We start from the raw sequence: 11,574 nt of genomic DNA on the forward strand, positions 1-11,574 counted from the left end.
CTGGCCGGTGCTTTTTTCTCAAACCGCGCTAGAACTTCTGCCCACATCGATTTCGTTCCCCTGACTGGCGTTTTGGGGGATTTTATCAAAGACCTTGAAAGGGCTGGCTGTAAGAGCGAAACCAATACAAGCCATAACCCAAATAACGGATATGTACCCAACCTGAAGAACACACCGAACCAGCCCGATGCGCGACAGCGCTACATCAAAGATGCAGTGGGGCCTCCCACATTGCACAGTCCACATTGCCGATTTGAACTGCGTTTACTTCACACCCAGCTAAGCGGCGTACGCTGGCCGTGCACCCTCTTGCTCGGCCTCCGGCAGCGGCCCAAACAGCACCTTCTGCACCGCCTGTTGCGCCTGATACGCCAGCGCTGCGCGTTCCTGCCCGGCGCAGGCAATCGGCTTGAGCACATGAATTTCCACATCGCCCTGGTCGTGGCCGAACAGCCGCATCAGGTGCGAGAGCAAATCGTCATCGCCAATAAACGGTGCAATCGGGTCGACCTGGCCGTCGCGCAAATAACGAATCGCCACCGGTTGCAGCGACACATCGGCATCAATCGCGCTCGCCAGCAAACGCCCGTGAAACGTGCGCAGGCTGCGCCCGTCCGTGGTGGTGCCTTCCGGGAACATCAGCAGCGGGTGCTGTTGCTCCAGATGACGGGTCATCTGCTTGCGAATCAATTGGCTGTCGCCCGAACCGCGGCGGATAAACAGGCTACCGGCCTTGGCCGCCAACCAGCCAGCCACCGGCCAGGTGCGCACTTCGGCCTTGGACAGAAACGACAGCGGCACCACGGCGCCGAGCAATGGAATATCAGTCCAGGACACGTGATTGCTGACCCATAGCATCGGCGTTTGCGGCAACTCACCGTGCACCGTCACGCGAAAGGGCAGTGCGTTGGTCAGCCGCGCCATGAAAAACCGTGACCAGCGTTGGCGTCGCACCATCGAGTTGGCCACGCCCATACGCTCGAACAGCCCAAACACACTGGCCATGCTCAACCCCAGCGCCACCACCAGCAGCACGCGGGCAACGCGCCCGTACACGCGTAAGCGGTCCATTACATGGCCGCCTTGAAGTGGCGAGCGTAACGCGGGCACAGCTCGTCGCGCTTGAGCAGGATGAACACGTCGGCTACCTGAAAATCCTCATCCCAGCACGGCTCGCCGCAAATCTTCGCGCCCAGGCGCATGTAAGCCTTGAGCAGCGGCGGCATTTCGGCGATCACGTTGGACGGCAGGTCCAGCGCCGGCAGCGGTTTTTTCGGCTCGGCGCGCAGGTGTTCGTTGCACAGGTAGCGCTCGCGCAGGCGCTGCATGATCGCGTGGGCCTGGATGCCGCCGTCGTGCATCGGGATGCTCGCGCAACCCATCAGGTAGCTGTAGCCGCCTTGATTGAGCACTTCGGCCAACTCCCCCCACAACACCGCGATGGTGCCACCGTTGCGGTAGGCCGGGTCGACGCAGGTGCGGCCGATTTCGAGGATTGGGCCTTGCAGATGCAGCAGGCCGTGCAGGCTGAATTCTTCTTCGCTGTAGAACCGGCCCAAGGTGCTGGCCGCTTGGTGGTCGAGCAAACGGGTGGTGGCGACTAATCGACCGCTGTTCAAATCCCGCACGCCGATGTGGCTGCAGTGAACATCATAGTCATCCATGTCCAGACCCCGTTCCGCGCCTTTCAGCTTGGCGTTGAGTTCGCCGCTGAACACGTTGAACCGCAGGGCCTGGGCTTCCTGCAAAGCGTCTGCGCCAATCAGGCGTTCGGCTTGCAGACGGCGTTCATTGCCGGTGTTGCTGATGCGGGCGATCTGAGTCATGGCGAATCTCCGAGTGCCAGCCACGTTCCGGCCGGTCGACTTGTTTGTCCAAACTCAGGCTATGTAGGCTCGGTGTCAGCTCCATGAAGCTCCGGTGACGCTTAGATGACAGGGGCGGATGGGAAGTATCGGCCCGTTGTAAGAGCATCAAAATGTGCGAGCAGGCTTGTAGCAAAAGCTTCACTTACCTCGGTTAGGCTCGCTTTCTTGAATACCGCTTGAGTTTGCCTCCATGGTCAAAGGCCTGTTGTTCGCCGCGCTGTTGTCAGTCACCGTCACCGCCCAAGCCGAAACCTGGCCTGACAAGGAGTGGGTCAGCGGCAAACCGCTCGAAGGCCAAGCTGTCGACGCCCTCAACAGCTACGCCTTCGCGCCGCGCGACGACGCTACCCGTAAGGGCGTGCGCACCGATGCGCTGCTGGTTATCCGCGATGGCCAAATCATCTACGAACACTACGCCGCGCCCACCACCGCCAGCACCCCGCACCTGACCTGGTCGGTCAGCAAAAGCCTGATGGCCACCGTGCTCGGCGTAGCCTATGGCGAAAACCGTTTCAAACTCAGCGACCCGGCTGCACGCTTCTACCCACCGATGAAGCAGCACCCCAACGTCACCATGGCCGACCTGCTGCACTGGGCCTCGGGTCTGGACTGGCAGGAAGACTACGAATACGCCCCGCTGAATTCCTCGGTGGTGGCGATGCTCTACACCCGTGGCCGCGCGAACATGGCCGAGTTCGCCGCCAACACCGGTACTGCCGCCGAGCCCGGGCAAGCCTTCCGTTATTCCAGCGGCGACAGCAATATAGTGTCCGCCACCCTCAAAGGCATACTCGGCCACCAGGCCTACCTGACCTACCCGTGGGATGCGCTGTTCACGCCGCTGGGCATTCGCAACGCCACCTGGGAAACCGACGCCGATGAAACCTTCGTCGCCTCGTCCTACGCCTACCTCACCGCCCGCGATTTAGCGCGCGTAGGGCTGCTGATGGCGCGCGACGGTCGTTGGGGGGACAAGCAATTGCTGCCCAAAGAATGGGTCGACTTCAATCGCCAGCCGTTCGCCAACTACAAAGCCGGCCAGGACGAAGCCGTACCCGGTGGCCAATGGTGGCTTAACCGCGAAGTGCAAGGCGCCGCCCGCCCGTGGCCAGACGCCCCCGCCGACACCTTCGCCGCCTTGGGCCACTGGGGCCAGGCGTTGTTTGTGATGCCGGATGAACACTTGGTGATTGTGCGTTACGGCGATGACCGCGACGGCAGCTACCAGCACAACGAACTGCTCAAACGCATACTCGCAGCGGTGCAACCATGATCCGTCGTCGGCCGTTTACCAGCGTGTTTCTCCTGCTCTTGCTCGCGTTGCTGGGCTGGGTCTGGTACGAGCGCGTTAACCTGCAAGCTTTCCCCGACATCATCGCGGCGTACACCGCCAAGGAATATTGCTCGTGCCGTTACGTCGAGAACAATCCCGCGCAGTATTGCCTGGGGTATGTGAAGCAGTACGTGCCGACCAGTGCGTTTGTCGATAAACCGCAGATCAGTGAAGTCACCGCGAGCGGGTTGGGGCGCACGCATACGGCGCGTTGGCTAGGTGATCGCCAAGGCTGCCGCCTGAATCCCTGACACGCGTTACATCCCCTGTGGGAGCTGGCTTGCCTGCGATGGCGGCGGCACAGGCGACAGTGATGTTGACTGGCGTGCGGCTATCGCAGGCAAGCCAGCTCCCACATTGGATTTGCATTAATCATTGGAAATGAGAGAAGTCCGCGCTGGCGCCCGATGCACTGCACCGGGCGGGAACGACTTACTGCGAGGTTGGGCTGCCAGGCTGCAATGCCAGCAGCAGGTCATCGATGATAGCTTTACCCATCTCACCCAGGTAATGCGAGGCGAATGCAAACTTCTCCGCCTTGGGGTCCATGGCAGCTTCAAGCGCGAGCATTTTTGCGTAATAAAGCACGTGCGAGGCGTGTTCAAGGGCTTCCACAAGCGGAACCCCCGCGTTGACGCGGAATACTTTCATGTCGCTTTTGTTCTCTCCGCAGTCTGCGAAGGTGGCGGCGCCGAGGGTGGTTACTGAGGGTGGGACGCTCATTGCTGACCTCCTGATTTAGCGAGATCTTGAACGACGACTGCATTGTGTATTGAGGGTATTTCGTACGGCATGAACGTGCTCCTTTGGTACAACCAAAAAGAGCTGCCAGTCACGATTCCAAGCGTGGGGTGGCAGCTGTACGCAGGTTGGAATCCGAGAAGAAGCGACTCGGCAGGCACGAGGCCTCCCACGCACAGCCGCCATAAAGCACAAGCAGCGGGCACAAAAAAGCGCCGACTGATTGTATGACGACGCTGTAGCGTCTTCTTTCTCGGGATTCCACGCCCGGTCGCTGATGAGCAGCGACCTAGTGAGGTTAACGAGGTATTTCTTTTATTGCAACGTTGCTTTCTGTACTGGCCCTTAGAGAAAATCATTGCGCTCGACATTTCTCCTTGAGCTCTAAAAGGCAATGGCAGTGAGCCTGGCATAATCCTCACAGATGAGGTCTTAGGCGGATGTCAGAGGCGATAAAATATGGCATATTGCCATTTATCGCCTGGGAGATATTTTGCAATGGATATTGGTCATCTAAAGACAAAAATTATCAGTGCAATTCAACGCGGGAGCACTGGTGAAGATGTGTTGGAAAGCCTTAAGATCAACGAAACTTGCCTTGTTGATGTAGAGTCTGAACTATGGGATTACAAGCTAACGTTAGGGTCAAGTAAACTAGAGCTCGCAGAATTTGTTAGGGATGTTATTTCTTTTTATAATAGCTATGGCGGTTATCTAATTGTAGGGGTGGCTGACGGTGGTGTTATTCAAGGGTGCGAAGATCTAAATCCACAGCAGTGTAGTCAGGCTGTAAGAAACTACTCTGGAGTAGATATTGCTCTCAGTATCTCAAAGTTTTTAATGGCCGATAAGGCTATTCAAGTGGTACGTATTCCTCAAAGGCCTGATGCTGACGTTCCCCTGCCAGTTTCAAAGAATGGGCCAGACGTAAATGATAGAAAGCCATTGTTTCGACCGGGAGACATATTTTTCCGAACTCTAGATAATTCTCAGCTTATCCGCGATTCCGGGGATTTGCGGTTTTTAATGAGTAGTCGTCAGCATCCAGCGATGCACTTTGAACTGAGGAAAATATGTGTAGCATATACTATTAATAATTTGCCGGATCGTAGTGCTATTTTTCAAAAATTTATTGGGAGGGAGTCAACGAAAGAGGCGCTTTGGTCATGGTTAGCAGACCCAATGTCTAGATATCGTGTTTTAGCGGGCCCAGGCGGAGTCGGAAAAACCTCTGCTGCTTACAGCTTTTGTGAAAACGTTTGCTCAGAAACCCCTCTGGGTTTAGAGCAAGTTGTTTGGTTAAGCGCCAAGCTTGAGCAATTTTCACCAGCGATTAATATACCTGTGGTTTTGCCTTATAAGCGAGACTCTAGGCAGTCGGGGGAGGCTTATTCTTCTTACGAAACTTTGCTCGATGCAATATCTTTTCATTTCTCTGTTCCTGATGAAGAGTGGGCGGATACTGATCATAACTCAAAACTTCGCACTCTTTCGGAAGGTCTGGTTATTACCCCGTCGTTGATTGTGGTCGACGATCTGGACTCTTTGCCTCCAGATGATCAGCGTAAGGCGATTGAACTAGGGATGGTTTTGGGTAATTCAAAATCTAGATTCTTGTTCACGACTCGCAAAAACTATCTGGCGCCTCTTTCTTCTACTACAGAAGTTAAAGGTATGTTGGCGGACGAGTTTGCGACTTACGTAGATTATCTTGAGGGTGCTTATCAGCGAAAGTTAAATAACTCAGAGAGGAAAACATTACATCGTGATACCGAAGGATCACCTTTATTTACGGAGTCTATCTTTCGGCTATTGAAAGTTGGCATCTCTTTTGGAGACGCAATCGCGCGTTGGAAAGGTAAGGATGGGGAAGCAGTAAGGGCAGCATCATTTCGAAGAGAGTTCGAACAGCTTAGTTGGAGTTCTAGGCGGATCTTATACTCTATTTCAATGTTTGAAGCAGTATCTATTGCCGAAATAAAAAATATGACCGAGTGTGAGACCTCAGAGGTTGAGGGAGCAATTGGAGAACTTGATAGGTTGTTTTTGCTGCAGACAAAGCAAATTGGTGATCAGAATCGGTTTGGTGTCGCTTCAAACCTACGTAGGCTACTTGATGAGCTGAAGTCTGAAATACAAGGTCATAATGAAATTAACCGGAGGGCTGGAAATCTCCGTATCGAAAGTAAGGAGGATGGAGCAAGTCGAGGTCGCAATAAACATGTTGCTAGTGCAATTCAGCAGGCCATGGCGCAACTTAGTGGTGGTGATTCTTCTGGTGCATTAAATACTGTGCAAGCAGCTTTGAAAGATAATGGGAATAGCCCTGACCTCTGGATGGTGTGCGCGCGGTGTCTAGCTGAAGTTAATCCGGGTGACATAATTAAAGTTCGTGCCGCATTTCAGCGATCATATAATCTTGGTAAACGCGAACCTCAGCTTTTTTTAAAGTGGATACAGTTTGAAGTCGACTTTGGAAATTCAAATGCCGCCGTTGATGTTGGTGCAAAGGGACGTACTTTTTTTTCTGTAAAAGACTGGAATTGGCATAAGTGTGTGGCAATTGCTCATGCAAAAAGAGGAGGCGAGCGGGAGACCCGACGAGAATATCTTGATGCGGTCACTGATCTTTTTGCAGCGGCAAAGCGTTTGAAAGGAGTTCTAAGAAATTGCCCATCGGCTGCAACGGCGGCTATTGCCCAAATAGCTCAAGATGTTCACGATTTACTTTGGAATATACATCGGGCCAAGGGCGAAAGTTTTACATATGTTGATCGTTATAAAATTGCAAAATTCTCTGTAGATGCCGGTGATAAAAGAGAGATTTGCTTGAGTAGGGTGGTAGATGCTATTGAGGAAGCTTTGCTCCACTCGAAAGGTCGAGGGGCAGGTATGGCTATTGATTGGGTAGAGGATATGGAGCAAGTTATGGAGCCTCGTAGATCTGATAGACTGCGAGCGAGACTCGAGCTAATTAAAAAACGGATTGAAGCGCCTGCAGTATAGAAGTAGGTGCGTAAATTTTTACTCTGTAAAGATTTTTTTGGTGACTGAGTGCTCGCTTGGTGGAGAGGGCGTTTTATAATTTTTAATTCGCCCGTTTAACTGAAATGCAGTTTTTTCAAATACTTATATCTAGAGTTTTAATTCACTTCTGTCTTTAATAGTTCATTTTAGGCTTCAGGTTGCGTATTATCCGATCGCTTACGCGATCCGTCCAATGCCTTGCTGTGGGATCTGCCCTATCGATTGGACTGTTTTTTTTGCGTAATTTTTCCTCAGGTTCCACCCAGTGGAACCACCTTTGATTGTCCTCCTGCCCACATCGCGGTTAGCTGGCGGTGCGTCGCAAACAAGAACGGGAACACCCGCCTGTGAGGAGAATCACCATGCGCCCACACCAGCACATACTGGATTGGCTCAGCGACGTCGACAGCGATTTGCGTGCCGTGCGTCAAGACATTCACGCCCACCCCGAACTCGGCTTTGAAGAGAACCGCACATCAGCGCTTGTCGCCAAAGCCCTGAAGGACTGGGGTTACGTGGTGCACACCGGCATCGGCAAAACCGGTGTGGTCGGCGTGCTGCGCAATGGCAGCAGCGCGCGCACCCTCGGCATCCGCGCCGACATGGACGCCTTGCCCATCATCGAAAACACCGGCGCGGCCTACACCAGTCAGCATGCCGGCTGCATGCATGCCTGCGGGCATGACGGCCACACCAGCATGCTGCTCGGTGCTGCGCGCTACCTGGCGGCGACGCGGCAATTCGACGGTACGTTGAACCTGATTTTCCAGCCCGCCGAAGAAGGCCAGGGGGGTGCCGAGGCCATGCTGGCTGACGGTTTGCTGGAGCGTTTTCCGTGTGATGGGCTGTTTGGCATGCACAATATGCCGGGCTTGCCGGCGGGGCATCTGGGCTTGAGAGCCGGGCCGATGATGGCGTCGCAGGACTTGCTCACGGTGACCCTTGAAGGCGTCGGCGGCCACGGCTCCATGCCGCATTTAGCGGTGGACCCGCTGGTCGCGGCCGCGAGCATGGTCATGGCCTTGCAGACGGTGGTGGCGCGCAACATCGACACCCAGGAAGCCGCCGTGGTCACGGTCGGCGCCCTGCAAGCAGGGCAAGCGGCCAACGTGATTCCCCAGCAAGCCCTGTTGCGCCTGAGCCTGCGTGCGCTCAACCCCACGGTGCGCGAGCAGATGCTGGAGCGGGTCAACGCAATCATCCAGACCCAGGCCGCCAGCTTCGGCTGCACCGTGCAAATCGACCATCGCCCAGCCTACCCGGTGCTGGTCAATCATCCCGAAGAAACCGAGTTCGCGCGCCAGGTCGGCGTCGCCTTGCTTGGCGCCGATGCAGTGGACGGCAACACCCGCACGCTGATGGGCAGCGAAGATTTTGCCTGGATGCTGCAACGCTGCCCCGGCAGTTACCTGTTTATCGGTAATGGCCTCTCGCGGCCGATGGTGCACAACCCCGCCTATGACTTTAACGACGACATCCTGCTGACTGGCGCCGCCTATTGGGGCGCGCTGGCCGAGAGCTGGCTCAAGCCTGCCTGACGACCTTGCTTTTTCTGCCGCTGAACCCTTGCCCTTATCGGTTGAATGGAGTGTTCCTCATGCAGCGTTCAAAACCCGGCGCCTCGCGCACCCGGCCGGTGGGCGCTCGACCGGCATTTCGGTCGCCTATAACGTAGCGGTGATGGTGTTCGGCGGCTTTGCGCCGTTGATCGTGACCTGGCTGACCCGAGTGCTCGGTACGCCGGTGGCGCCGGCGTTTTACGTAGTGTTCGCTTGCGTGCTGGCGCTGCTCGGCACTTACTGCATGCATGAGGCACCGCGGGCGAAGAAACCGCTGCCGTTTTCAAGTGAGGTGAAGCCTTGAGCATTGTTGATTGGGATGCCACGCAGCTGTCGCGAGCGATCCATGCGCGGCAGGTGTCGTGTGAAGAAGTGATGCAGGCGTACCTGGCGCAGATCCAGCGGTTTAACCCCCGCGTGAATGCGCTGGTGTCACTGCGCGATGCCGATGACGTAATGGCTGAGGCTCGCGCGTGTGACCGCGAATTGGCCCAAGGCCAATCGCGTGGTTGGATGCATGGCATGCCTCAGGCAATCAAGGACCTGGCGGCCACCAAGGGCCTGCGCACCACCTTGGGTTCGCCGTTGTTTGCCGAGCACGTACCCACCGAAGATGCCATCAGCGTGGCGCGCGTACGCGCCAGCGGCGCGATCATCATCGGCAAGACCAACGTACCGGAGTTCGGCCTCGGCTCGCAGACCTACAACACGCTGTTCGGCACCACCGGCAACGCGTATGACCCACGCCTGGCCGCCGGCGGCAGCAGTGGTGGGGCGGCAGTGGCGCTGGCGCTGCGCATGCTGCCGGTGGCCGATGGCAGCGACATGATGGGTTCGCTGCGTAACCCGGCGGCCTTCAACAATGTGTTCGGCCTGCGCCCGTCACACGGCCGCGTGCCCCATGGGCCGATGCCGGAACTGTTCGTGCAGCAACTGGGCACCGAAGGCCCGATGGGCCGCAGTGTCACGGATGTGGCGCGGTTGTTGAGCATTCAAGCGGGTTACGACCCACGCGTGCCGCTGTCCTCCAAGGGTGATCCGACGGTCTTTGGGCAACCCTTGCAGCACGACTTCAAGGGCGCGCGCCTCGGCTGGCTGGGCGCTTACAACGGCTACCTGGCGATGGACGAAGGCGTGCTGAGCCTGTGCGAATCCGCCCTTGATGATTTCGCCGCGCTGGGCTGCGAAGTGGAAAGCTGCCAACCCGAGTTTTGCATGGCGCGCCTATGGCGCAGTTGGCTGGTGCACCGCCATTGGCTGGTACACGGCAACCTCGGCGCGGCCTACGCCAACCCGCAAAAGCGCGCGTTGCTCAAACCCGAAGCGCAATGGGAAGTGGAGGGCGGCCTGGGCTTGAGTGCGCAACAGGTGTATCAGGCCTCGGTGGATCGCAGCGAGTGGTACCGCGCGCTGGCCAAGCTGTTCGAACGTTACGACTTCCTGTTGCTGCCCACCGCCCAAGTGTTCCCTTTCGATGCACAACACGCGTGGCCACGCCTCGTGGGTGGGCGCGAAATGGACACTTATCACCGCTGGATGGAAGTGGTGATCGGCCCGACGCTGGCAGGTTTGCCGAGCATCAGCATCCCGGTGGGTTTCAACCCACAGGGCCTGCCCATGGGCGTGCAGATCATCGGCCCGGCGCAGGCCGACCGGGCGGTGCTGCAATTGGCTTACGCGCATGAACAGTTGACGCAATGGGTGCAACGCCGGCCGCCGGCGTGCCTTGAATCGGCCGGTTAACGCGCGACCGGGCGTGTATCTTGCTGCGAACACTGATCATCCCCCGGCAACAAGGAGATCGAACATGGGCAGCAACGCCGAAACAGGTACCGTACGCTCGGTTGAGCGCGCACTGGCAATCGTCGAGTTGCTCGGTGAGCACCAGGCACTTGGGTTGGAGGAACTGCATTATTTGACGTGCCTGCCCAAGGCCACTGTGTCGCGGATGTTGCTGACCCTGCACGATCAGGGCTGGGTCTATCGCGGCTTGAGTGATCGCCGCTATCGGCTGCGTGCCCAACGTTTGTTCGGCGACACTCAGCAGCGCGGCAAGCGCCAGGTCGTGGAAAGCGCTGCCCCTTGGCTGCTTGAACTCAGCGAGCGCACGGGGTTGGTGGTGGATTTATCCTGCTTCGACGGTGAGCACCTGGAAGTCATGGAAAGCGCGATCCCCAGGGTGCAGCGCAAGTTGTACCCCAATAACTGCCAGATCGTCGGCCAGCACGCCAGCCTGTTTCACTCGGCGATGGGCAAGGCGTGCCTCGCGCATTTACCGGCGCACGAGGTGCAACGCCTGGCGCATCGCGATCTTGTGGCGGCAGACGAGCAGTACCATACCTGCGCGCAAACCCAACATCGAGGCTTCGGCCAACGCACTGAGGGCTATTGGGAATACCCAATGCGCCTGCCGTTCCTGATTCGCGCCGTGGCGTTGCCGATACGCGTTCGGGGGCACCTGGTCGGCAGCATGGCGTTGCACTGGCCGATGCATCAGGCACCGGTGGAGCGGGTGTTGAACTTGCACATGGTCAGCCTGGAAGAAACGGTGTGCGAAGTGCAGCGGTCGTTGGCGTGCCTGCAATAACAGCGCAAAGCAACCAAAACGCTCTCGCCCCACTCGGTGCCAAAATCACGATCAAAATCACAAGCCGAACTCGGTCAAACTGTGGGAGCGGGCTTGCTCGCGATTACGGTGTGTCAGATAAGTATTTTCAACTGACCCACCGCAATCGCGAGCAAGCCCGCTCCCNCCCGCTCCCACAAAACCCCGAGCCCGTTTGCTGCGCGCAAGGCGTGCCTCACGCATTTACCGGCGCACGAGGTGCAACGCTTGGCGCACCGCGATCTGGTGGCGGCAGACGAGCAGTACCATACCTGCGCGCAAACCCAACATCGAGGCTTCGGCCAACGTACTGAGTGCTATTGGGAATACCCAATGCGCCTGCCGTTCCTGATTCGCGCCGTGGCGTTGCCGATACCATAATCACGATCAAAATCACAAGCCGAACTCGGTCAAACTGTGGGAGCGGGCTTGCTCGCGATT

Annotated in this window: 9 protein-coding genes and 2 pseudogenes; 8 read left to right on the forward strand and 3 right to left on the reverse strand. The window is 57.1% G+C overall.

Annotation, left to right across the window (positions count from 1 at the left end; all coding sequences use genetic code 11):
• Positions 1-279: 279 nt before the first annotated feature.
• Entirely contained in the window at positions 280-1,071 is a 792-nt protein-coding gene (locus AO240_RS23655; RefSeq protein WP_099239733.1) for a 1-acyl-sn-glycerol-3-phosphate acyltransferase, read from the reverse strand.
• Positions 1,071-1,826: an L-ornithine N(alpha)-acyltransferase gene (olsB, locus tag AO240_RS23660; RefSeq protein ID WP_099239735.1), complete on the reverse strand. Its 756-nt coding sequence runs from the start codon at positions 1,824-1,826 to the stop codon at positions 1,071-1,073. Before olsB ends, AO240_RS23655 begins: the two co-directional genes overlap by 1 nt.
• A gap of 232 nt (positions 1,827-2,058) precedes the next feature.
• Between olsB and AO240_RS23665 the strand changes: the two genes are divergently transcribed.
• Positions 2,059-3,141, forward strand: a complete 1,083-nt coding sequence (locus AO240_RS23665; RefSeq protein ID WP_099239737.1) for a serine hydrolase — start codon at positions 2,059-2,061, stop codon at positions 3,139-3,141.
• Complete coding sequence (locus AO240_RS23670; RefSeq protein ID WP_099239739.1) at positions 3,138-3,452, forward strand: amidase; 315 nt, start codon at positions 3,138-3,140, stop codon at positions 3,450-3,452. Before AO240_RS23665 ends, AO240_RS23670 begins: the two co-directional genes overlap by 4 nt.
• A 181-nt stretch (positions 3,453-3,633) precedes the next feature.
• Here AO240_RS23670 and AO240_RS23680 read toward each other — a convergent pair whose 3' ends face one another.
• Positions 3,634-3,924, reverse strand: a complete 291-nt coding sequence (locus AO240_RS23680; RefSeq protein WP_099239743.1) for a DUF3077 domain-containing protein — start codon at positions 3,922-3,924, stop codon at positions 3,634-3,636.
• Between the two features lie 516 nt (positions 3,925-4,440).
• On the opposite strand from AO240_RS23680, the gene AO240_RS23685 reads away from it, so the two are divergent.
• From AO240_RS23685 to AO240_RS23710, 6 genes and pseudogenes are all read left to right on the forward strand, one after another.
• Entirely contained in the window at positions 4,441-6,948 is a 2,508-nt protein-coding gene (locus AO240_RS23685) for a helix-turn-helix domain-containing protein (protein ID WP_158231401.1), read from the forward strand.
• 383 nt (positions 6,949-7,331) lie between these two features.
• On the forward strand, positions 7,332-8,507 hold the full coding sequence (locus AO240_RS23690; RefSeq protein ID WP_099239747.1) for a M20 aminoacylase family protein: 1,176 nt from the start codon (positions 7,332-7,334) through the stop codon (positions 8,505-8,507).
• A 91-nt stretch (positions 8,508-8,598) separates the two neighbouring features.
• Positions 8,599-8,832, forward strand: a pseudogene (locus tag AO240_RS23695) (MFS transporter); the annotation flags it as partial.
• The gene (locus tag AO240_RS23700) at positions 8,829-10,271 is read left to right on the forward strand and encodes an amidase (protein WP_099239749.1); all 1,443 of its coding nucleotides are present in this window, start codon (positions 8,829-8,831) and stop codon (positions 10,269-10,271) included. The pseudogene AO240_RS23695 and the gene AO240_RS23700, both read left to right, overlap by 4 nt.
• A gap of 64 nt (positions 10,272-10,335) precedes the next feature.
• Positions 10,336-11,115 carry an IclR family transcriptional regulator gene (locus AO240_RS23705; RefSeq protein ID WP_099239751.1) on the forward strand — a complete coding sequence of 260 codons (780 nt, stop codon included), beginning with the start codon at positions 10,336-10,338 and terminating at the stop codon, positions 11,113-11,115.
• Between the two features lie 195 nt (positions 11,116-11,310).
• A pseudogene (locus AO240_RS23710) lies at positions 11,311-11,508 on the forward strand (IclR family transcriptional regulator); the annotation flags it as partial.
• Positions 11,509-11,574 lie beyond the last annotated feature (66 nt).

Source organism: Pseudomonas sp. ICMP 460 (assembly GCF_002723595.1).
GTDB lineage: Bacteria > Pseudomonadota > Gammaproteobacteria > Pseudomonadales > Pseudomonadaceae > Aquipseudomonas > Aquipseudomonas kitaguniensis.